The organism is Mycobacterium aquaticum, from assembly GCF_002086485.1.
Classification (GTDB): Bacteria; Actinomycetota; Actinomycetes; order Mycobacteriales; family Mycobacteriaceae; genus Mycobacterium; species Mycobacterium aquaticum.
Genome location: NZ_MVHF01000001.1, coordinates 128,468 through 148,607, shown reverse-complemented (window position 1 = coordinate 148,607; position 20,140 = coordinate 128,468). Strand labels below are relative to the sequence as shown.

Here is a 20,140-nt window from a genome sequence, read left to right as displayed (position 1 = left end):
CCAACCGATTCCCGGTGACTGCTGGGAAATGGCGACGACGTGAGCCGTTATCAAATGCTGGCGCGGCCTGTCACGTAATGACCTGTGCCCCAGTCACTTGGCTGCGAGCCGCGCTGCATCGATGCGAATCCGGGTGCGCGGTAAGCAAACCTGACTCGGCACTTTCGATCAATTCGATTTCTACCCTGTGGCGCGCCCAGCGTTGCGCGTACATTGCGGGCTGTCGGAAGGTCTCCGGCCATCCCCCGCGCAGCGCTGCGCCGACGTGTCCGCATCAACCCAGAGAGCGTCCGTGATAGAGATCGAGAGCCTCACCAAACGTTTCGGGGACCGTACTGTCCTCGACGACATCTCGTTGTCGGTCGGCAGCGGTGAGATTCTGGCGGTCGTCGGGCCCAGTGGCGCAGGCAAGAGCACGTTGTCGCGCTGTGTGAGCTTTCTCGAGCGCCCGAGCAGCGGCACCGTGCGAGTCGACGGCAAGGACTTCGCGCGACTCGACGGGGCCGAACTGATCGCCGCCCGCCGCGACATCGGCGTCATCTTCCAGAGCGCGCCCCTGCTGCGGCGTCGCAGCGTCGCACAGAATGTCGCGTTGCCGCTGGAGTACCTGCGCGCCACCGACGATTCCATCGACCGGCGGGTCGGTGAGTTGCTCGACCGGGTGGGACTCGCGGATCGCAGCGGGTATTTTCCCGCGCAGCTCTCCGGAGGCCAGAAGCAGCGCGTCGGCATCGCCCGCGCGCTGGCGCTGCGACCGTCGGTGCTGTTGTCCGACGAGGCCACCGCGGGGCTCGACCCGACCACCACGAAGTCAATCCTCGCCCTGCTCAGCCACCTTCGCGACGAGTTCGGTCTGTCCGTCATCCTCATCACCCACGAGATGGAAGTGGTGCGCGAGATCGCCGACTCGGTGGCCCGCATCGACGGCGGCCGCATCGTCGAACACGGCTCGGTCACCGACATCATCCTGAATCCGGATTCGGCCCTGGCCCGCGAGTTGCTCCCCGAGCGCCCCGCCATGACCGCGGACGGCCCGGCCGACATCTGGGAAGTCTCCTACGCCTCGCGCCAAGTCCCGCTGGACTGGCTCACCGCCGTCCACAGCGTCCCCGGGGTCTCGGGTCTGCGGGTCGACGTGCTGTCCGCGAGCGTCGAGGCCATCCGCGGTATCGCGGTCGGGCGGGCGGTGCTGGCCATCTCCCCGTCGGCCCCAACGGGTTTCGTCGACCATCTGAGAGACCGCGGGTTGCACGTCCGCGCGGCCCGGCTCAGCTCCGACCGGGAGGCGGCGTGACCCCGTCGGCCACCGTCCTCGCCCAGGAGGACTTCAGCACTCCGTGGCAACACGTCCCCGATCTGCTGTTGCCGGCATACGGAGAGACGTGGCTGATGGTCGGCATCACGATGGTCCTGGTCGTCATCATCGGCACCCCACTCGGTGTCACCCTGCACAACACGTCCCCGCTGGGGCTGTATCCCAACCCGCGGGTGTTCACCACGCTCAACACGATCGTCAACGTCGGGCGGTCGCTGCCGTTCTTGATCCTGATGGCAGCGATCATCCCGGTGACGCGGTTCATCGTCGGTACGACTATCGGAATCCCGGCCGCCATCGTGCCGATGACCACCGCGGGTGTGCCGTTCTTCGCGCGACTGGTGCAGAACGCCTTGCGCGAGGTGCGGTCCGACGTCACCGACATGGGCCAGGCGTCCGGGGGCACCACCCTTCAAATCATCCGGACCGTCCAGCTCTCCGAGGCGCTGCCCGCCCTCGCAGGGGCTCTGACAGTCAACGTCATCGCCATGATCGAGTACTCGGCCATCGCCGGATCGATCGGCGCCGGAGGCGTTGGCAACCTGGCAATCACCTACGGCTACAACAGGTTCGACGACAACATCATGATCGCGACCGCGGTCACGCTGATCATCACGATCCAGGTCGTCCAGTTCGTCGGCGACCGCGTCGTCAAGGCACTCACACGCTGAAAACCCGCTACCCGAAGGAACGTCCGTGACCGAGCAGCAGACCACGTCGCCCACCGTCGGCGATATCGACATCGAGATCAAGAAGAAGCAGCGATGGCCCTGGATCGCGGCGGCAATCGGCGTCGTCATCGTCGTCGTGGGCGGCATCTTCTTCGCCAACAGCACCAACCAGGACAAGCCGTTCGGCACGACGCTCGACGTCGCGACGTGGAGCACCGACATCGCCGCGGAGAACCTGCTGGCCTACATCGCCCAGAACGTCGCGCCAGACCACGGGATCACCATCAAACCGGTGCGCATCGACAACCTCATCGAGATCAACCGTGCCGTCGATGCGGGTACGGTGGCAGGTAACTTCTTCGAACACCAGCCGTTCCTCAACGACGCCATCGCCGCCAACGGATTCCAATTGACTTTGGCCGCACCAACATTCACCTGGGACCAGGCGACGTACTCGAACAAGTACCGCAGCTGGGCGCAGCTGCCCGCGGGCGCCAAGATCGCGCTGCGCGACGACCCGGCCGGTCAGGCGATCGCTCTGCTCGACCTGGCCGAGGCCGGCCAGATCACCCTCAAGCCGGGCAAGGAGACCCTTGCGGGACTGCCGCAGCTGGGCGATATCGCGGCCAATCCCAAGAACTACCAGTTCGTTCAGGTTCCGATCGGCCAGCTGGCACGCAGCCTCGCCGATGTCGACGCCATCGTGGTCCACATCTCCGACGTGTACGCCGCGGGCCTGACAGAGAACCAGATCCTGGCCCGGCATCCGGCTCCGAAAGGCAGCGAAGGCGGATTGGTGGTCAGCAACAAGCATCTCAATGATCCCAACGTCCAGAAGCTCATCCAGACGTTCAAGGATCCCAAGGTCGCCGAATTCCTCAAGACCACCGACAACACCCTGATCCGCGACACGTTGGGACCGATCTCATGAGCCCGAGCAAGCGGCCGCTGTATTTCTCGGCGTTCGTGATGAACACCGCATCCCATGTGCTGCACGGTCTTTGGCGGGCGCCGGAGGCGCAGAACCACAAGTTCAACTCGCTTCGGCACTGGACGTCGCTGGCCACTGCGGTGGACCGCGCCGGCTACGATCTGCTGTTCTTCGCCGATGTGTTCGGGCTGCGGGCACGGTGGAACGGCAACTGGCGCAAGTCCGTCGAGGCCGGTATCCAGATCCCGGTCAACGATCCGTCGGTGCTCGCCTCGGCGCTGGCCGCCGCGACCGATCACCTCGGCATCGTGTTCACCAGCTCGATCATCCAGGACCACCCGTTCGACTTCGCGCGACGCATGTCGTCGTTGGACCACTACACCGACGGCCGGCTCGGCTGGAACATCGTGACGAGCTTCAACGAGAACATGTTTCGCAGCTTCGGCCATGACGGCACCCTCGCCCACGACGAGCGCTACGAGTGGGCCTACGAATACGTCGACGTGACCTACAAGTTGTGGGAAGGATCCTGGGACGAGGACGCGCTCGTGCAGGACAAGGACCGCGGCGTGCACTCCGACCCTGCCAAGATCCACAAGATCAACCACGTCGGCAAGCGGTATCGGGTGGAGGGTCCGCACTTCTCGTCGCCGTCACCGCAGCGCACACCGGTTCTGTTCCAGGCAGGTTCGTCACCGGCCGGACAGCTGTTCTCGGCCCGCAACGCCGAGGGTGTGTACATCAGCAGCCCGAATCCAGAAGCCGCGCACCAACTGACCGCCGAAACTCGTGCTCTGGCAGTCGAAAACGGACGCGTTCCGCACGACATCACGTTCGCCCAGGGCCTGTCGTTCGTGATCGGCGACACCCACGCCGACGCGGTCCGGCGCAACGATGAACTCAAGCGTTACCTGGACCTGGAAGGAATTGCCCTGCACGCGTTGGGCGATGCCGGAATCGACGCGGGCAGCCTGCCGCTGGACACCCCGATCAGCCAACTCGGCGAGTTCACCGGGATCAAGAGTTTCACCCGGTGGGCGACGGAAGCATCGGGCAATGCCGAGCCGACGATCCGGGACATGGCCTGGGTTCTGGAAGGTGCCAACCGCGTCGTCGGCACCGCCGACGAGATCGCCGACCGCCTCGAGGAATGGCGTGAGGCCGGCGTCGACGGCATCAACGTCTATCACGCCACGGTCCCCCAGTCGTTCCAGGAGGTGGCCGACCGGCTGTTCCCGACGCTGCGCGAGCGGGGGCTGATCGCCACCGACAAGTCCGGCACGCTGCGCCACAAGCTGTTGGGACGCGGCGACCGGCTGCCCGACCGCCATCCGGCCGCGGCCTACCGAGGCGCCTTCGCCGACAACGATCTTCTGGACGGTGTCGGCGAACGCGTCAGCGCTCCTGCGTGATGTAGGCCTGCAGCTGCTGTTGCTCGGCTTCGAGCTCTTCCATCCGGGTCTTGACGACGTCACCGATGCTGACGATGCCGGCCAGCCGGCCACCGTCGAGCACCGGCACGTGCCGCACGCGGTTCTGGGTCATCAGCACGCTGAGGTGGTCGACCGTGTCGCGCGGGGTGCACGTGGCGAGCACCGTCGTCATGATCTCCGAGACCGGCTGCGCCAACAGGCTGCTGCCGCGTTCGTGGAGTTTGCGCACCACGTCGCGCTCGGACACGATGCCTGCCAGCCCTTCGGGACCGACCACCACCATCGCGCCGATGTTCATCTCGTGCAGCCCGGCCAGCAGCTGAGACACCGTGGCTTCCGGAGATATCGTCGCCACGGCGGCGCCCTTGTTGCTGAGCACATCCGCGATCCGCATCGTCCGCCTCCGATCGTGATCCACCTCACACCAGGCTAGGTCGGCGACGGTCCATGCGAAAGGGGCTCGCCCAAGGCGCATGACCGGGTATACCTGGGCGCATGATCGAGGTCACTCTGCTCGGCACCGGCAGCCCCATCCCCGACCCGGACCGGGCCGGGCCTGCCACGCTGATCCGTGCCGGTGGCCAGACGTTTCTCATCGACTGTGGCCGCGGCGTGCAACAACGGTTGGCCGCAGTGGGTTCCGGCGCCAACGCGCTCAGCGCGTTGCTGCTCACGCACCTGCACAGCGATCACATCGCCGACCTGGGCGACGTCATCATCACCCGGTGGGTGACCACCTTCACCGAGCAGATTCCGCTGCAGATCATCGGGCCGCCGGGGACCAAACGAGTGGTCGAGGCGATGCTCGAAGCCTTCGGCCCCGACATCGGGTACCGGATCGCCCATCACGCCGATCTCACCGCACCGCCACCGGTCGAGGTGCACGAATACACCGAGGGGCTGGTATGGGACCGCGACGGCGTGCGAACCCTGGTGGGCCCCACCGACCACCGGCCCGTGGAGCCGACCATCGGGTTTCGCATCGAGCATCACGGCGCTTCTGTCGTGGTCGCCGGTGACACGGTGCCGTGTCCGGGGCTCGATGCCCTCGCCGCAGGCGCCGGTGCCCTGGTGCACACGGTGATCCGCAAGGATCTCGTCGAGCAGCTGCCCATGCAGCGGATCCGCGACATCTGTGACTACCACTCTTCGGTCGAGGAGGCCGCAGCCACCGCCGCGCGCGCCGGGGTCGGCATCCTCATCCTCACCCACTACGTGCCGGGGATCGCTGCGGGCCAGGAAGACGAGTGGCGTGCCAGGGCCGCAACGGAATTCGACCGGCAGATCGAGCTGGGCAACGATCTGCACCGGGTCGAAGTTCATCCCGGGGTGTGCGCCAGGTCGCGCAGCTGATCGGCCGCACCGGCGGCGACGTCGAGATCGGTGTCGGCCCAGGGACGTCCGCGCGTGATGAGCACGACGTGATCGATACCGAGGTCACCGAGCGCCAGACAGCGCCGTACCAGTCCGGCGACCGACTCCCCCGGTTCCAGCGCCGTGGTCACCGTGCGCTGGACCGCATCGGCGGGGCGCCCCACCTCAGCGCAATGACGGTCCAACACCCCGAGTTGACGACGGATGGCGCGCCCGCCGTCCGGGATGTCGAACAGGTTGCAGGCGTCTGCGTACTGCGCGACGAGGCGTAGCGTGCGGCGCTCGCCCGTGCCGCCGATCAGCACCGGAGGATGCGGCACGGTCACCGGCCGAGGGTTGCCGATGGGCTGCTGGGCCGTCAAGTGCGCACCTCGGAAGGCGGTCTGATCGCCCCGCCACATGCGTTCGGCCAACTGCAGCAGTTCGGTCATCCGCGCGAACCGCTCGGCGGTGTCAGGCAAGAACAGTCCCATCGCGGTGGCTTCGGCAGCGTTGTAGCCCGCACCGAGACCGAGCCAGGCCCGCCCGTTCGAGAGCACGTCGAGCGTCGTCACCGCTTTGACGAGCACGGCGGGCGCGCGGAAGGTCGCCGCTGTCACCATGGTGCCCAACCGAACCCGATGCGTCGCCGCCGCCAGGTAACCCAGCACGGTGTAGGCCTCGAGCATCGGCTCGTCAGTCTGACAGGACGGATCGGCCTGCAGCAGATGGTCGGCCACCCACAGCGTGTCGACCGCGGTGTCGTCGAGGCGTGCGGCCAGTGACATCAGCCGGGCGTGGATCGGTTCCGGCCACGAGTAGTTCGTGACGCTGACACTGAGCTTCATGCGCGCCTCCGATCGGTCCGACGCTTCGGCAAGAGCGCACCGACGACGATCAGCCAGACGAATCCGGTGAATCGGGCGATCGGCAACACCGCAGCGGTTTCGGGCCAGATGAGAACCAGCGTCGCGAGTTCGGCGAGCACGGCGATCACGAGACCGGCCCAGGCCAGCGTCCGCGGCACCAGCCCCAGCAGCAGGCTGGGCACCGCGATGCCTGCGACCAGCAGGCCGAGTGCGACGATGTGCCCCACCCCGCCGGTGAGGAACACCAGGTAGTACAGCGCGCGGATCAACCCGTCGTCGACCACCACCTCGGGCCGGGACATGGCCCAGCAGATCAGGCCGGAGAGCCCGAGTGATCCGGCCGCGAGAATCCCACCGGCCAGGGCGATGGTCGCACCGGGCGCCGTGACACCGAGTTGACGTAGCCGGGTGCTCACGGTGGCGGCGTAGATCGCCAGCGGCACCGAGGCCGCGAATGTGCCCACCGCACAAGCCCGCACGGCCCCATGGTGCTCGTGAACGTATCGAAGGATGTCGGCGGCGGCACCGTACGGCAACGGCATCACACCCCCGATTGCGACGCCGACGATGACCCCGGCCAGCAGCAGTCCCAGCGAAACCGCTGCCAGCGGGGCCAGCGGAGGCCCGCCCTGCCTGCCGGTCGGGGCGGACCGAGTTCGATCAGCCGGTGAATCATTCATAGTTTGAACGATATGCCCACGGCGCAGCGGCGGCAAGCGCCGCCGACTGACCTGCTGAATGTTTTCAGTTGTGAATCATTTGCCGGTGATACCGTTTCAGCATGGAAAGTGGCCCGGACACTGCGGCATTCCTGCTGGCGCAACTCGGCCACCGGGCAGCGACCCTGTTCGCCGAGCAGATGGCGAGCGTCGAGCTCACCCCGCCGCACGCGGGCATCCTGCGCGCCATCGGCGCGCAACCCGGCCTCAGCCAGCAGTCACTGAGCACCCAGCTCGGCCTGTTACCCAGCCGGGTGGTCAGCTATGTCGACGATCTGGAGGACCGCGGCTACGTCGAACGGCGCCGCAACCCCGACGACCGCAGGTTGCACGCGCTGTACCTCAGCACCGCAGGCAAGAAGATCCTGCGGCGCATCGGAGAGCTGGCGCGCCGCCACGACGAGCGGATGACCGCGGGTCTCGATGCCGCACAACGAGCGACGCTGCGGGAACTGCTGCAGACGCTCGCCGATCAGCATGAGCTGACGCCGCACGTGCATCCGGGCTTCCGCAACCTGGGCGGCGCAGGCTCGGTCAAGCCAGCCGAGTGATCTCCACGACCACGTCCAAGTCTGTGGATCCCTCGCCGGAGTAGATGCCCTTGAGCGGTGTGACGTCGGAGTAGTTGCGGCCCACACCGACGCTCACGTACCGCTCGTTGATCTCGGCATCGTTGGTCGGGTCATAGTGCCACCACCCGCCCGTCCAGGCCTGGATCCAGGCGTGGCTCTGTCCGTCGATGGTGTCGCCGACCGCAGCCCGGCTGTCGGGATGTAGATACCCCGACACATAGCGCGAGGGAATTCCCATGGAGCGCAACATGATCAGCGAAAGATGCGCGAAATCCTGACAGACGCCCTTGCCTTCTCGCAGGGCGTCGAGACCTGATGAATGCACGCCGGTGGTGCCGGGGACATAGTCGAGTTCACTGCGAACCCATTGCGCGGCGGCGATGACCGCGTCGTGGGGTTCGTACTCCTTGGCGATCCGCTCGCCCACCCGCTGGATCCGCTTGCTCATGGGCGTGTAACGCGTGGGGCTGAGCACCTCGTCGAACCGGTCGATCACTGCTTCGGACGCGAGGTCATCCCAGCTGACGACGTCCTCCGGCCGCTCGCCGATCTCGGTTTCGACCACCGACGACGACGTCACCTCCAGTTCGGTGTGCGGCGCGTGCAGGTCGAACGCCGTCACCGCGGTGCCCCAGTAATCCACATAGCGGTACGACCGTGTGGCCGGCACGGTCTCGACCCGGTTGAGGATCACGTTCTGCCGGGAATCCGACCGGGGTGTCAGCCGGGCCTCGTTGAAGGACGCGGTCACCGGCGACTTGTATGCGTAGCCGGTCGAGTGCACCACCCGCATGCGCCACATCATGTTCTCCTCTTCAGACGAGCGCTCATCAGTCAGACTTCGCCTTCCTCGATCACCAGCGCGCCGCCCCGGCCCGCGTCGGTCCAGCCCACCCACGGCGCGGAATGGAAGTACTGCAGCGCCAACGCTTCTCCGACGTCCCGGCAGGTTCTCTGCAGCCCCGCCAGCCGCACCTCCAGCGACTCCAGCAGCGCACCGGGTTGCAGGAACTCCAGCTCGCTGCGCGCCCGGCCCAGCAACCGCTGGGCCTCGGCCGTCGCCCCCACCCGGCTGTGCGGACTGTTCTGCAACTCGTCGAGACTGTGCTCGGCCAGCCGCAGCGAATAAAATATCGACCGCGGAAACAGCCTGTCCAGCAACATGAATTCGACCACCCGACCGGCGTCGAGGGCGCCACGGTAGGTGCGAAGGTAGGTGTCGTGCGCGCCGGCGGAGCGCAGCAGCGTGACCCATGCCGGCGACGATCCACTGTCCCCGACGCGCGAGAGCAGCAGTCGCACGATCATGTCGACGCGTTCGATCGCGCGGCCCAGCACCATGAACCGGTAGCCGTCGTCGCGGCTCAGCGTCGAATCCGCCAGTCCGGCGAACATCGCCGCGCGGCCCTCGACGTAGGACAGAAACTGGTGCGGGCCGAGTCGTCTGGCTACCCGCTCCCGTTCGGCCAACCCGTTGTAGGTGGTGTTGAGGCACTCCCAGATCTCGGTCGAGGTGACCTCGCGGGCGCCGCGGGCGTTCTCCCGGGCCGCGGAAATGGCTCCGACGATCGAGGTCCCGCCGTAGGTGTCTCGGCTGAACGCCACGACGTCGGTCAGCGACCACATGTCGAGTCGCTCGGCGGGCGGCTCGATTCCGAGGACGCGCAACAGTGTCCGCGAGGCCTGGTCCGGGTCGACACTGGAATCCTCCAGCAGCTGATGGACCGTGACGTCGAGGATCCGCGCGGTATCGTCGGCCCGCTCCACGTACCGCCCGATCCAGTACAGGGATTCGGCATTTCGCGCCAGCATTTCAGCCCCCTACTGCTGCTGTTGGGACGACGAACCAACCGGTGCGCCATCGCTTTTCGGATCGTTCGCGGCTCTGGGCAGTGACCGGACCACCTCGGCGGCCGCGAGTTCGCGGTCGGCTGCCGACGTGCGCGACGCGAGCACCCAGGTGTCCTTCGATCCGCCGCCCTGGCTGGAGTTGACCACCAGTGAGCCCTCGGGCAGCGCCACCCGGGTGAGCCCGCCCGGCAGTACCCATACGTCGTTGCCGTCGTTGACCGCGAACGGCCGCAGGTCCACGTGCCGCGGCGCCAACTTGCTGCCGACCTGAGTCGGCACGGTGGACAGCTGCATGACCGGCTGCGCGATCCAGCCCCTGGGATTACTGCGGATCTTCTTGGTGATCGTCGCGAGTTCCTTGGCCGACGCGTCCGGCCCGAACACGATGCCGTAACCGCCCGAACCCTCGACCGGCTTGATGACCAGCTCGTCCACCCGGTCGAGCACCTCCTCACGTTCGTCGTCGAGCCAGCACCGGTAGCTGTCGACATTGGCGAGAAGGGGTTTTTCGCCCAGGTAGTACTCGATGATCGTGGGCACGTAGGTATAGACGAGTTTGTCGTCGCCGACGCCGTTGCCGACCGCGCTGGAGATCACGACGTTGCCGGCGCGGGCGGCGTTGAGGATGCCGGCGACACCGAGCATCGAGTCCGGCTTGAACTGCATGGGGTCGAGATATTCGTCATCGATGCGGCGGTAGATCACGTCGACCTGCCGCTCCCCTTCGGTGGTGCGCATGTAGACGACGTTGTCGCGACAGAACAGGTCGCGGCCCTCGACCAGTTCGGCACCCATCTGCCGAGCCAGCAGCGAGTGTTCGAAGTACGCCGAGTTGTACACACCGGGGGTGAGCACGGCGACCGTGGGGTCGGCGACGTTGGTCGGTGCGGCATTGCGCAGCGCGCGCAGCAGGTGGGACGCGTAATCACCCACGGCCCGCACCCGGTTGGTGGCGAACAGTTTCGGAAAGACCCGCGCCATGGCGCGCCGGTTCTCCATCACATAGGACACGCCCGACGGCGACCGCAGATTGTCCTCGAGCACCCGGAAGTCGCCCTTGTCGTCGCGGATCAGATCGATACCTGCGACGTGGATGCGTACACCGTTGGGCGGGATGATGCCCGCGGCCTCGCGGTGGAAATGCTCACACGAGGTGACCAGCCGACGCGGGATCACTCCGTCGCGCAGGATCTCCTGCTCGCCGTACACATCGTCGAGGTACATCTCCAGCGCCTTGACGCGCTGGGTGATACCGCGTTCGAGCCGCGACCACTCTGCCGCCGAGATCACTCGCGGCACCAGGTCCATCGGGATGTGTCGCTCCTGGCCCGACAGCGAGAACGTGATGCCCTGATCGATGAACGCCCGACCCAAGGCCTCCGAGCGGGCCTGCAGCTCGGAGGCATCTGACGGAGCGAGCTCGGCATAGATGCCCTTGTACGGGCCACGCACGTTGCCGGAGGCATCGAACATCTCGTCGAACGCCGCGGCGTAGCGCCCGAGCCGGTTGTAACCGTCAAAGACGCCTTGATGTCTGACACGCGCCGTCGGAGCGGACTCTGCTCCCCGGGCTCGGGCTGCTGTGCGAAGGCTCATCTCGAACATGCTGCACCACCTGTCGCATTTTCGCCGTCCAACGACGTAGCCCGTTTCGGCAGGCCAAAGGCAGGTTGACGTGGTAAAACAATGGCGGCAGGTCGGGGCCCGGCGGCCGCCGCTTTGGGAGTTGGGGTACCGCGCTGGTACCCTGAACAGTCGCTGCCCGCTGTGCGGGTACCGCAGAGACTTAGGTAACCCCAGCTAGAGAATTACGAAGGAACTACTACGTGGCCAACATCAAGTCGCAGGAAAAGCGCATCCTCACCAACGAGCGTCGCCGGCTGCGCAACCAGTCGGTGAAGTCGTCGCTGCGCACCGCCATTCGCGGCTTCCGTGAGGCCGTCGAGGCAGGCGAGAAGGAAAAGGCCGCCGAGCTGCTGGTGTCGACCAGCCGCAAGCTCGACAAGGCCGCCAGCAAGGGCGTCATCCACGCCAACCAGGCCGCGAACAAGAAGTCCGCGCTGGCCCTGGCTCTCAACAAGCTCTGAGCTTCACGCTTCACCCGGCCGCGAGTTGCGCCACCCGGCGCACCGCGGCCTCAAGGGCGTAGTCGGCATCTGCCGCTGCGCCCTTTACGTCTGCATTGAGCGTGGCCACCACCCGCATCGCCTCGGCGACGGAATCCCGCGACCATCGCCGCGCCTGCTTCTGCGCCTTCTGCACCCGCCACGGCGGCATGCCGAGTTCTCCGGCCAACTTGTAGGGGTCCCCGGACAGCGGCCCCACCCGGGCGATGGTGTGCACCGCCTCGGCCAGCGCATCGGCCAGCACCACCTGCGGCTCACCCGCGAGCATCGCCCACCGCAACGCCTCGGCGGCGCCTGCCACGTCACCGACGACGGCCTTGTCGGCGATGTCGAAGCCCTTCACCTCGGCCTTACCGCTGTGATAGCGGCGGACGGCGGCAACATCGACCTGGCCGTCCGTGTCGGCCACCAGCTGCGAGCACACCGCCGCCAGCTCGCGGATGTTCGACCCGACCGCGTCGAGGACCGCGTTGACGGTGTCATCAGACACCTTGACCCGAAGCTCCCGGAATTCGCGGCGCACGAAGTCGGCCCGCTCCCCCGCCTTGGTGATACGCGCGCACGGATACACCTGCGCACCAAGCTTTTTCAATTGATCAGCCAGGGCCTTGGCCCGGCCACCGCCGGAGTGCACAACCACCAGCGACGTTCCGGGCGGCAGATCGGCAGCGGCACCGGCGATGAGCGACACCGCGTCCTTACCGGCCTCGGCCGCGGATTCGAGCACCACGAGGCGCTGTTCGGCGAACAACGACGGGCTGAGCAACTCGGCCAGCTCGCTCGTGCTCACCTCACCGGCGCGCATCCGGTCCACCGGCACGTCGTCGGTCCCCGCCTGCGCGCGCACGGCGCGCAGCACGGCGGCGACGGCACGCTCGACCAGCAGTTCCTCGTCACCCAGCACCAGGTGTAGCCCTTCGGCCTGTTGGCTCACGCCGATGATGGTGTCACGCCGGGCCGACAGGGCTGACAGTCAGGCTTGCAGTGCGTCCGACAGCGTCCAGGCCAGCGCGCACACGGCCAGGCCGGCCGTGGTCCGGCGCACCCAGCGCCACCGCCACGCGACCACCAACGCCACTCCGCCGACGGCCACCACCGCCACCCCCAACCACCCTGACGGCGTGGGCACCGCTGCGCCGGGCACCGCCGACGCCCACCGCGCCACCGACAGCAACCACCACAGCTCGGGCCCGGTGAACCGGATCAGCAGCTGAGCCGCTGCGGGCCAGACCGTCGCGATCACCGCGGCCGCGGTGCCCAGCACGGTGATGGGCGGGATCACCGCCGCGACCGCCAGGTTCGCCGCGACCGCCACCAGACTGAACGTGCCCGAGATCCCGGCCACCAGCGGTGCGGTGACCAACTGGGCGACGGCGGCGACGCTCACCGCCGCGGCCAGCGGACGGGGCCAGCCGCGCGCCACCAGCCGGCGGGTCCACAGCGGCGCAAGCACCACGATGCCCGCCGTCGCGGCGACCGACAGGGCAAACCCGGCATCTACGGCCAGTTCGGGTGCGGCCACCATGAGCACGACGACGCTGGCCGCGAGAGCCGGGATGGCCCGGCGGCGGCGATGGATCAACACCGCGAACAGCGTCACCGCACCCATCACGGCGGCACGCAGAACGCTGGCCGACGGTTGCACGACAACGACGAATCCGATCAGGCCGAGCGCCGCAATGCCGACGGCCACCCGTGGCCCGACCAGTCCCGCGGTCAGCAGCAGAGCACCGCACACGATGGTGACGTTGGCCCCCGACACCGCCGTCAGATGCGTCAGACCCGCAATCCGAAACTGGGCGGTCGTCTGTCCGTCCACCGTCGAGGTGTCCCCCAGTGCCAAGGCCGGCAGCATCGCGGCCTGGTCTGCGGGCAGGGCGGCCCGGGCCGACTCGGCGAAGCCGGCCCTGACCCGCTGGGCTGCCCGCTGCACCACCGAGGCCTGGCCCAGCGCCGGTCGTCCGCTCGCGGTGAGCACCGCCACGGTGAGATCGCGGCGCGTCGGCCTACCGATCGCGGCCCGGAAGCGCGCGGGACGCCCGACGGTCATCTCGGTGTAGCCCCCGGCCGGGGCGAAGACCAGCACCCGACCCGCGACGGGACGGCCGTCCAGTTCGGCAAGAGCACCACGGAACATCAGCCGGCCGCCCGCAATGACCCGCGGTGTCTCGGTGGCGGCGACGACCACGCTCGCCGCGCCACCGTAGCGGGCCGTGATCGGGTGGTGCTGCTGCTGGTGCACCCGCAAACCGACGGCCACGGCGAATCCGGCACCGGCAGCCGCGACGGCCAGGACGGCGGCGACGCCCAGTCGCAGGCCGCCGAACCGGGTCAGCACTGCGAGAACGCCCGTCGCGGCGCCCACGGCGAGCACCGAACCTCCGATACCCCACACGATGCCCGCGGCCGTCACGGCCCATGCCGCCAGGGCCGCGGGAACCAGCCTCAGGTCGAGCCGGTCGATCTCGGCCTCGGGTTCATCGGCGGTCACACGCGGACCAGCGGCCGTAGTTTCTCCAGGCGTGCGGGGCCGATCCCGTCGACCTCACCGAGCTGGTCCACGCTGCCGAACCGGCCATGAGTGTCGCGCCACGCGACGATGGCGGCCGCGGTCACGGGTCCGACGCCGGGCAGAGCGTCGAGCTGCTCGGCTGTCGCGGTGTTGAGGTCCACCGGCCCGGCCTGCCCCTGGCCTGCCGACGGCGTCGCGGGTGCGGTGGACGCCGCGGAGCTGCCGCCGGTCACCGAGCTGCCCATCGTGGTCGGCTTGCCGGGCGGCGCGGCGATTCCGACCACGACCTGTTCGCCATCGGTGACTCGGCGCGCCATGTTCAGCCCGACCAGATCGGCACCGTCGAGCGGACCGCCGGCTGCTGCGAGGGCGTCGGCGATGCGCGCGCCGGCATCCAAGGTGACCAGCCCCGGTTTGTGAACCAGGCCGACGACGCTGACGACAACCGGACCGGCGGTGGCGCTCGGTGTCGCGCTTGCTGACGAAACCATCTGCACGGGAGGAAGATTCGCCGCCGTCACCGGCGGCGGCTTGTCCCGGATGACGGTGAAGACGGTGACCAGGACGGCCAGCACACCGACCACGGCCAGTCCCACCACCCCGGCTCGCCCCGGGTCGGCCCGGGCGGCCGCCAGCCACCCCGACGGCCCGTCGGATGTGGCCTCGGGCAGCCAGCGGGTCAGCGCACTGTCCGGCGGAGCACCGGGCTCCCGCTCGGCCTCTGATTCCTCGGCAACCGAGTCGGCCGGTGTAAGCCGGCGGCGCAGCCGCTGCTCGGGTAGTTCGGTGGGCATGCCACGACGGTAGGTACGCGCACGGACGAATCGGCCCGCCGCGGCCCCGAAAGTGCGCCGGCTGTGGATGAACTCAGCTTTGTGGATAACTACCGGGCGTGCCGCCCCTTGGTGTCGGTCGTCGATTCGGACTTGTTGAGGTGCAATGTCTTCGCGTGCGAGTCGACAACGGATTTCACCACGCGATCCACCCGGTCGGTCACGGAGCGTGCCGTCAGCGGCTTGTCCGGCTTCACGACGTCGCCGGTCTTGACCTCGGCGACGGACGCGTGCGTGGCCGGTGGCGCGACCGGGAGCCGGGCCGAATGCGCCGCGGGGAGCTCCTGTTTGGCCGCGGCGCGGATGTTGGCCACCGCGGTGTCGACGGAATCCTTGACGATGGTCGAGGCCACATGAACCACATCGGCGGCCTGGGTCGCGGCCGCCTCGACCGCGGCGACGGGATTGCCGGTGTCGGCCAGCTCCTGGGCGCCGGCGTTCGCGGTCTGCACGACGCCGAGCAGCACCAGCTCACCGGCCTGGAAGGCGACCGCGGCACTGACCTTGATGGCCTCCACCGCCACCACCTGCGGCAGCGTGTGGGCGCCGGTCTGGGTCGGATCGGGTGGCGGCAACGGTTGATGCAGCGCCGTGAGGATCGTCTGCCGGGCGGTGTCGATCGCACCTGGCAGTTGGCCCGGCGTGAGCAGCGCCGCCCCGACGTCCGACAGCTGCACCACGGTGACTTCCAGGTTGTTGAAGGCCTTGGGCACCACATGGAAGACGTCGTTGAGGATGATGCCCTCAGCCGCGGCGTTGGCCGGTCCGGTCACCGCCGCGGCCGCTGCCCCGATCGCGCGGGTCAGAGAACCGTTGGCGCCCAGGGAATTCAGAAACGCGCCCGGCGCCTGCACCACACCGAGCGGCACCGTCACCGCGCCCTGGACCACAAACGGGCAGATCAGGCTGCAATACGTCGCCTGGTTCTGCAGGAACGCGATGGGGATGGCACCGAACGCAGGGGCGGCCGCGAGCCGGACCTGCTCACCGACGACGCGGGGCGCCACCACCTGCGCAGGTGGGGTAACCGGGGCGATGACGACCGCGCCGATCGATGCGGCGGTGACGGTGGACAGAACGGCTGAGTGGACACGTGCATACACTTCGGCTCCCAAGAGTTGTGGTCCGGACACTCCTTCCAGACACGGCAGCCGAAGGTCAATGGTTCAACACTCAAGTACCGGGTGCGGAGACGCGGTTCGGCACAGGCTCTTCGAGCGCGATGCCGCGTGCGTCGTCGGGCACCCTGGGCGGCTGCGGCGTCGCCCGCTCCAGGAACCGCAGGAGTTCGACCGGGAACGGCAGCACCACGGTGGAGTTCTTCTCCGCGGCCACTTCGACGACGGTTTCCAAGAGCCGCAGTTGCAGCGCGGCGGGCTCGGCGGCCATCACATCGGCTGCCGCAGCGAGCTTTTCGGAGGCCTGTAGTTCTCCGTCGGCGGTGATCACGCGGGCTCGCCGCTCACGCTCGGCCTCGGCTTGCCGGGCGATCGAGCGCTTCATCGAGTCCGGCAGCACCACGTCCTTGATCTCAACCCGGTCGATGTGGATGCCCCAGCCCAACGCGGGACTGTCGATGAGCAGTTCCAGACCCTGGTTGAGGTGTTCGCGGTTGGACAGCAGATCGTCCAGATTGCTCTTGCCGATGATCGACCGCAGCGACGTCTGCGCGACCTGACCGATCGCCGACATGTAATCCTGCACATCGACCACGGCGCGCACCGGATCGACGACGTTGAAGTAGATCACCGCGTCGACCCGCACCGTCACGTTGTCGCGGGTGATGCCGTCCTGCGCCGGGACCGGCATGGTGATGATCTGCGTGTTGACCTTCTGCAGCCGATCGGCGACGGGGATCAGCATCGTCAGGCCCGGCGCGCGGACCTGGTCCTGAACCCGGCCGAACCGGAACACCACCCCGCGCTCGTACTGCTTGACCACGCGGATATTGCTGACGCCGATCCAGAGCAGAATCAGAACGACGGCGCCGGCCGCCCCGAGGGAATAGAGCATGTCCATGATCAGACCTCGATCCGTCACTGTGGACCCATATCCGATTGTGCGACGCGGGCGCACGACCCGCCAGGGCGTTCTTGCCGGAGACGGCGACGAGTGAACACAGCCGTCGATAGTGTCTACTGCACCAGTGCAGGCTCATCGAGGAGACGATTCATGACCGCAACGCCCCGACCGCTCCGCGTCATCCAGTGGACCACCGGCAACATCGGCAGGCGCTCGCTGCACGCGATCATCGGCCGTGACGACATGGAGCTGGTCGGGGTATACGCCTACGGGGCCGACAAGGTCGGCGTCGACGCCGCCGCGCTCGCCGGATGGCGGGAACCCACCGGCATCTTGGCCACCAACTCGATCGACGAGCTGATCGCACTCAAGCCGGACGCCTGCTGCTACAACCCGATCTGGCCCAGCATCGACGACCTGGTCCGACTGCTGGAATCGGGGATCAACGTGTGCTCCAGCGCAGCCTGGATCACCGGCGGAAAACAAGCGCCGGAGGACCTGGCTCGCATCCAGAAGGCCTGCGAGGCAGGCAATTCCACGATCTTCGGCAGTGGCGCACATCCGGGTCTGACCAACATGGTCGGCATGGTGCTCAGCAGCGCGTGCGAGCGCGTCGACGAGATCCGCATCACCGAGTCGGTCGACTGCGGCGTCTACGAGTCCGCGGGAACGATGGCCGCGATGGGCTTCGGCAAGGACCCTGAGACGCCTGGCCTGACCGAGAGTGTGCGGCTCGAGAGCGAGGTGTTCGCCGAGTCGGCTGCGATGATGGCCGATGCCATCGGCGCAGACCTGGACCGGATCACCTTCGACGTGCAGTTCACCGCCGCCACGGACGACACCGATCTGGGGTTCATGCAGATCCCCAAGGGCACCGTGGCCAGCGTGTACGGCTATCACCGCGGCTGGGTCGGCGACAAGAACGTGGTCAGCGTCGGCTTCAACTGGATCATGGGCGACCACGTCACACCGCCGAAGCCGGTGGCGCACGGTCACGTCATCCAGGTGTTCGGCGTGCCCAACATGCGCACCGTCGTGTACTGCCTGCCGTCGAAGGACTGGAGCGAGGTCAGTCTCAACGGGCTGGGCATGATCTACACGGCGCTGCCCGTGACCAATGCGGTGCCTGCCGTGGTCGCTGCCGCACCGGGCATCCTCACCCTCAAGGACCTGCCGCCGGTGACAGGACGCTTCGCGGGCTGACCTGCAGCGAAACTTATTGCGCCGCAATCTCCTCGGCGCGACCGACGAAACGGTCGAGGATTCCGGTCCAACCATCGGGCGATTCGAAGGCCGACCGCATCTGTCCGGCACGCTCGCCATAGCGGTCCAGGTTGCGGTGCGTCAGATCGAGTCGGGTGCGTCCCGGTTCCACTTCTGTGAACGTCACCTCGACTTCGGTTTCGAAGTCGGGATTGAACTTCCAGTCGGCATCGAGTTGCCACAGCAGGACCACGCGGCTCGGCGGCTCCCACGCCACGACTCGGCCCCAGTCACATTCGCTGCCGTCTTCGCCACGCTCGAACCACCGGCCACCGGCGTGCGGTTCGAGTGTCACGTCGACTTGGGGCGCAGTGCCGATCGAGTGCTCGCGCGGCCAGTACTCGCCGATCCGGGCGGTGAACAGTTCGAACGTTCGCTCGCGGCTCAACGGCACGGTCACCGACCGCACGACCTCCAGCTCAGCAGCTGATTGGGTGTCCATCATGTCTCCTCACGACGCTTCTCGGCTTCGGCTTCCGCCAGCAATGCGAAGTTGTCGAGCGTGGTCTCCCAGAACCGGTCGAGGTAGTGGCGCACCACGTTCAACCCGGCCCGGTCGATGCGATACAGCCGACGGGTGCCGACCACCGACTCCACGACCAACTCGGCATCCTTGAGCACCCGCAGGTGCTGGGAGACCGCGGGGCGAGATACCGGCAACTGCTCGGCCAGCGCCCCGACCGCCGTCGGCCCCTCCAGGAGGATCTCCAGAATCGACCTGCGGGTGCGATCCCCGAGTGCATCGAGCACAGCGGCAGCGGATGCCATATCGGTAAGTCTAGACTTACCGATATGGCATGGTCAACCGTAAGTGGCGACTAACGGTTCACTCGGCGGGATCGAGCGATACGCACACCCCGATCGCGCCCGCACCGACGTGCACACCGAGTACCGGCCCCATATCGGTCACCGTCGGCGACGCCAGCTGCGGCAGCCGCTCACTGAGCGTGGCGCCGACGGCGTCGGCTCCGGCGGCGTTGTCGACGTGGTGCACCGCGATGCCGGCCGGACGGTCCCCGATCACCTCGACCACCTGATCGACAAGCGCCGCATGGGCTTTCGACACTGTGCGGATACGCTGCGATAGCACCAGGCGCCCGTCGACATCCATTCGCAGCAGCGGATTGAGCGACAGCGCGGTACCCAACCAGGATGCCGCGGTACCGAGGCGGCCGCTGCGACGCAGATTGTCCAGCCGATGCACCACGATGAACGCGTGCCCACGCGGCACCGCGGCGCGAGCCGCCGCTTCGACCTCGTCGAGTGCGGCGCCCCTGCCGGCCGAGCGGGCAGCGGCGAGCGCGACGAAGCCCACCCCCATGGCCGCCGATCGCGAATTCACCACCCGCACCGCGTGGCCGAATTCCCGCGCCGCCAACGCCGCCGAGCTGTAGGTGCTCGACAGCGCCGCCGAAATATGTACGGCGACAACGCCGTCGCCGTCACTGTCGGCCAACGCCTGCCGGTAGACGGCCGCGAGCTCCGCTGGGGAAGCGCCGGCCGTGGTCACCCGGGCCCGGTCGTGAATGTCGTACGGGAGCGGGTCGACGCCGTCCCGCAGATCGGTGCCGTCGTCGAGGATGTGCAGCGGGACCTGTCGGATCGCCAAGTCGTCGCGCAGTTCGGACCGCAGCCGCGACGACGAGTCTGTCACCACCACGACAGCCATC

General features: G+C 67.8%; 22 protein-coding genes. 8 read left to right on the top strand and 14 right to left on the bottom strand.

Annotated elements, in window-relative coordinates:
• Positions 1 to 292 precede the first annotated feature (292 nt).
• Genes BST13_RS00650 through BST13_RS00635 form a run of 4 tightly spaced genes read left to right on the top strand, consistent with a single transcriptional unit; the run spans position 293 to position 4,329 of the window.
• Complete coding sequence (locus BST13_RS00650; RefSeq protein ID WP_083159579.1) at positions 293 to 1,294, top strand: methionine ABC transporter ATP-binding protein; 1,002 nt, start codon at positions 293 to 295, stop codon at positions 1,292 to 1,294.
• Positions 1,291 to 1,986 carry a methionine ABC transporter permease gene (locus BST13_RS00645; RefSeq protein WP_083159577.1) on the top strand — a complete coding sequence of 232 codons (696 nt, stop codon included), beginning with the start codon at positions 1,291 to 1,293 and terminating at the stop codon, positions 1,984 to 1,986. Before BST13_RS00650 ends, BST13_RS00645 begins: the two co-directional genes overlap by 4 nt.
• A gap of 25 nt (positions 1,987 to 2,011) precedes the next feature.
• Positions 2,012 to 2,917: a MetQ/NlpA family ABC transporter substrate-binding protein gene (locus BST13_RS00640; protein WP_083159575.1), complete on the top strand. Its 906-nt coding sequence runs from the start codon at positions 2,012 to 2,014 to the stop codon at positions 2,915 to 2,917.
• Positions 2,914 to 4,329, top strand: coding sequence for an NtaA/DmoA family FMN-dependent monooxygenase (locus BST13_RS00635; RefSeq protein WP_083159573.1), 1,416 nt, complete (start codon positions 2,914 to 2,916; stop codon positions 4,327 to 4,329). Before BST13_RS00640 ends, BST13_RS00635 begins: the two co-directional genes overlap by 4 nt.
• Here the strand turns inward: BST13_RS00635 and BST13_RS00630 are convergent.
• Complete coding sequence (locus BST13_RS00630) at positions 4,313 to 4,744, bottom strand: CBS domain-containing protein (protein WP_083159571.1); 432 nt, start codon at positions 4,742 to 4,744, stop codon at positions 4,313 to 4,315. The two genes, BST13_RS00635 and BST13_RS00630, sit on opposite strands and share 17 nt — an antisense overlap.
• Before the next feature lie 101 nt (positions 4,745 to 4,845).
• Here BST13_RS00630 and BST13_RS00625 point away from each other — a divergent pair, with 101 nt between their 5' ends.
• Positions 4,846 to 5,703, top strand: a complete 858-nt coding sequence (locus BST13_RS00625) for a ribonuclease Z (RefSeq protein WP_083159569.1) — start codon at positions 4,846 to 4,848, stop codon at positions 5,701 to 5,703.
• On the opposite strand, the gene BST13_RS00620 is transcribed toward BST13_RS00625, so the two are convergent.
• Both BST13_RS00620 and BST13_RS00615 read right to left on the bottom strand, forming a co-directional pair.
• Positions 5,670 to 6,551 carry a TIGR03560 family F420-dependent LLM class oxidoreductase gene (locus tag BST13_RS00620; protein WP_083159567.1) on the bottom strand — a complete coding sequence of 294 codons (882 nt, stop codon included), beginning with the start codon at positions 6,549 to 6,551 and terminating at the stop codon, positions 5,670 to 5,672. The genes BST13_RS00625 and BST13_RS00620 overlap by 34 nt on opposite strands.
• Positions 6,548 to 7,252 carry a hypothetical protein gene (locus BST13_RS00615; protein WP_211295974.1) on the bottom strand — a complete coding sequence of 235 codons (705 nt, stop codon included), beginning with the start codon at positions 7,250 to 7,252 and terminating at the stop codon, positions 6,548 to 6,550. Before BST13_RS00615 ends, BST13_RS00620 begins: the two co-directional genes overlap by 4 nt.
• A 101-nt stretch (positions 7,253 to 7,353) precedes the next feature.
• Between BST13_RS00615 and BST13_RS00610 the strand changes: the two genes are divergently transcribed.
• Positions 7,354 to 7,842: a MarR family winged helix-turn-helix transcriptional regulator gene (locus tag BST13_RS00610; protein ID WP_083159565.1), complete on the top strand. Its 489-nt coding sequence runs from the start codon at positions 7,354 to 7,356 to the stop codon at positions 7,840 to 7,842.
• Here BST13_RS00610 and BST13_RS00605 read toward each other — a convergent pair.
• Genes BST13_RS00605 through BST13_RS00595 form a run of 3 tightly spaced genes read right to left on the bottom strand, consistent with a single transcriptional unit; the run spans position 7,826 to position 11,310 of the window.
• Complete coding sequence (locus tag BST13_RS00605; protein WP_083160028.1) at positions 7,826 to 8,665, bottom strand: transglutaminase family protein; 840 nt, start codon at positions 8,663 to 8,665, stop codon at positions 7,826 to 7,828. The genes BST13_RS00610 and BST13_RS00605 overlap by 17 nt on opposite strands.
• Positions 8,666 to 8,697: 32 nt before the next feature.
• Positions 8,698 to 9,675, bottom strand: coding sequence for an alpha-E domain-containing protein (locus BST13_RS00600; protein ID WP_083159563.1), 978 nt, complete (start codon positions 9,673 to 9,675; stop codon positions 8,698 to 8,700).
• A gap of 9 nt (positions 9,676 to 9,684) precedes the next feature.
• On the bottom strand, positions 9,685 to 11,310 hold the full coding sequence (locus BST13_RS00595) for a circularly permuted type 2 ATP-grasp protein (RefSeq protein WP_083160026.1): 1,626 nt from the start codon (positions 11,308 to 11,310) through the stop codon (positions 9,685 to 9,687).
• 230 nt (positions 11,311 to 11,540) lie between these two features.
• Between BST13_RS00595 and rpsT the strand changes: the two genes are divergently transcribed.
• Positions 11,541 to 11,801, top strand: a complete 261-nt coding sequence (gene rpsT / locus BST13_RS00590; RefSeq protein WP_083159561.1) for a 30S ribosomal protein S20 — start codon at positions 11,541 to 11,543, stop codon at positions 11,799 to 11,801.
• Positions 11,802 to 11,811: 10 nt separating this feature from the next.
• On the opposite strand, the gene holA is transcribed toward rpsT, so the two are convergent.
• From holA to BST13_RS00565, 5 genes are all read right to left on the bottom strand, one after another.
• Positions 11,812 to 12,774, bottom strand: a complete 963-nt coding sequence (gene holA, locus BST13_RS00585; protein WP_170064243.1) for a DNA polymerase III subunit delta — start codon at positions 12,772 to 12,774, stop codon at positions 11,812 to 11,814.
• A 39-nt stretch (positions 12,775 to 12,813) separates the two neighbouring features.
• The gene (locus tag BST13_RS00580) at positions 12,814 to 14,331 is read right to left on the bottom strand and encodes a ComEC/Rec2 family competence protein (RefSeq protein ID WP_083159557.1); all 1,518 of its coding nucleotides are present in this window, start codon (positions 14,329 to 14,331) and stop codon (positions 12,814 to 12,816) included.
• Positions 14,328 to 15,146 carry a ComEA family DNA-binding protein gene (locus BST13_RS00575; protein WP_083159555.1) on the bottom strand — a complete coding sequence of 273 codons (819 nt, stop codon included), beginning with the start codon at positions 15,144 to 15,146 and terminating at the stop codon, positions 14,328 to 14,330. The genes BST13_RS00580 and BST13_RS00575 overlap by 4 nt, the downstream gene beginning before the upstream one ends.
• Before the next feature lie 89 nt (positions 15,147 to 15,235).
• A complete protein-coding gene (locus BST13_RS00570; protein WP_142282698.1) occupies positions 15,236 to 16,288 on the bottom strand; it encodes a hypothetical protein in 1,053 nt (350 codons plus the stop codon).
• Between the two features lie 70 nt (positions 16,289 to 16,358).
• Positions 16,359 to 17,204, bottom strand: coding sequence for an SPFH domain-containing protein (locus BST13_RS00565; protein WP_083159551.1), 846 nt, complete (start codon positions 17,202 to 17,204; stop codon positions 16,359 to 16,361).
• Positions 17,205 to 17,357: 153 nt separating this feature from the next.
• Between BST13_RS00565 and BST13_RS00560 the strand changes: the two genes are divergently transcribed.
• Positions 17,358 to 18,410 carry an NAD(P)H-dependent amine dehydrogenase family protein gene (locus tag BST13_RS00560; RefSeq protein WP_083159549.1) on the top strand — a complete coding sequence of 351 codons (1,053 nt, stop codon included), beginning with the start codon at positions 17,358 to 17,360 and terminating at the stop codon, positions 18,408 to 18,410.
• Positions 18,411 to 18,423: 13 nt separating this feature from the next.
• Here BST13_RS00560 and BST13_RS00555 read toward each other — a convergent pair whose 3' ends face one another.
• From BST13_RS00555 to BST13_RS00545, 3 genes are read right to left on the bottom strand one after another with little or no spacing between them, the layout of a single operon-like run.
• Positions 18,424 to 18,912 (bottom strand): SRPBCC family protein, encoded by a 489-nt coding sequence (locus BST13_RS00555; RefSeq protein WP_083159547.1) that lies wholly within the window; start codon positions 18,910 to 18,912, stop codon positions 18,424 to 18,426.
• The gene (locus BST13_RS00550) at positions 18,912 to 19,238 is read right to left on the bottom strand and encodes an ArsR/SmtB family transcription factor (protein ID WP_083159545.1); all 327 of its coding nucleotides are present in this window, start codon (positions 19,236 to 19,238) and stop codon (positions 18,912 to 18,914) included. The genes BST13_RS00555 and BST13_RS00550 overlap by 1 nt, the downstream gene beginning before the upstream one ends.
• A gap of 58 nt (positions 19,239 to 19,296) precedes the next feature.
• Positions 19,297 to 20,139, bottom strand: coding sequence for a DegV family protein (locus BST13_RS00545; protein WP_083159543.1), 843 nt, complete (start codon positions 20,137 to 20,139; stop codon positions 19,297 to 19,299).
• Position 20,140: the final 1 nt, after the last annotated feature.

Coding starts and splice junctions, on each gene's coding strand:
- BST13_RS00635 (WP_083159573.1), top strand. CDS start 2,914: ATGAGCCCGAGCAAGCGGCCGCTGTATTTCTCGGCGTTCGTGATGAAC.
- BST13_RS00630 (WP_083159571.1), bottom strand. CDS start 4,744: ATGCGGATCGCGGATGTGCTCAGCAACAAGGGCGCCGCCGTGGCGACG.
- BST13_RS00625 (WP_083159569.1), top strand. CDS start 4,846: ATGATCGAGGTCACTCTGCTCGGCACCGGCAGCCCCATCCCCGACCCG.
- BST13_RS00620 (WP_083159567.1), bottom strand. CDS start 6,551: ATGAAGCTCAGTGTCAGCGTCACGAACTACTCGTGGCCGGAACCGATC.
- BST13_RS00615 (WP_211295974.1), bottom strand. CDS start 7,252: ATGAATGATTCACCGGCTGATCGAACTCGGTCCGCCCCGACCGGCAGG.
- BST13_RS00610 (WP_083159565.1), top strand. CDS start 7,354: ATGGAAAGTGGCCCGGACACTGCGGCATTCCTGCTGGCGCAACTCGGC.
- BST13_RS00605 (WP_083160028.1), bottom strand. CDS start 8,665: ATGTGGCGCATGCGGGTGGTGCACTCGACCGGCTACGCATACAAGTCG.
- BST13_RS00600 (WP_083159563.1), bottom strand. CDS start 9,675: ATGCTGGCGCGAAATGCCGAATCCCTGTACTGGATCGGGCGGTACGTG.
- BST13_RS00595 (WP_083160026.1), bottom strand. CDS start 11,310: ATGAGCCTTCGCACAGCAGCCCGAGCCCGGGGAGCAGAGTCCGCTCCG.
- BST13_RS00575 (WP_083159555.1), bottom strand. CDS start 15,146: ATGCCCACCGAACTACCCGAGCAGCGGCTGCGCCGCCGGCTTACACCG.
- BST13_RS00565 (WP_083159551.1), bottom strand. CDS start 17,204: ATGGACATGCTCTATTCCCTCGGGGCGGCCGGCGCCGTCGTTCTGATT.
- BST13_RS00560 (WP_083159549.1), top strand. CDS start 17,358: ATGACCGCAACGCCCCGACCGCTCCGCGTCATCCAGTGGACCACCGGC.
- BST13_RS00555 (WP_083159547.1), bottom strand. CDS start 18,912: ATGGACACCCAATCAGCTGCTGAGCTGGAGGTCGTGCGGTCGGTGACC.
- BST13_RS00550 (WP_083159545.1), bottom strand. CDS start 19,238: ATGGCATCCGCTGCCGCTGTGCTCGATGCACTCGGGGATCGCACCCGC.
- BST13_RS00545 (WP_083159543.1), bottom strand. CDS start 20,139: ATGGCTGTCGTGGTGGTGACAGACTCGTCGTCGCGGCTGCGGTCCGAA.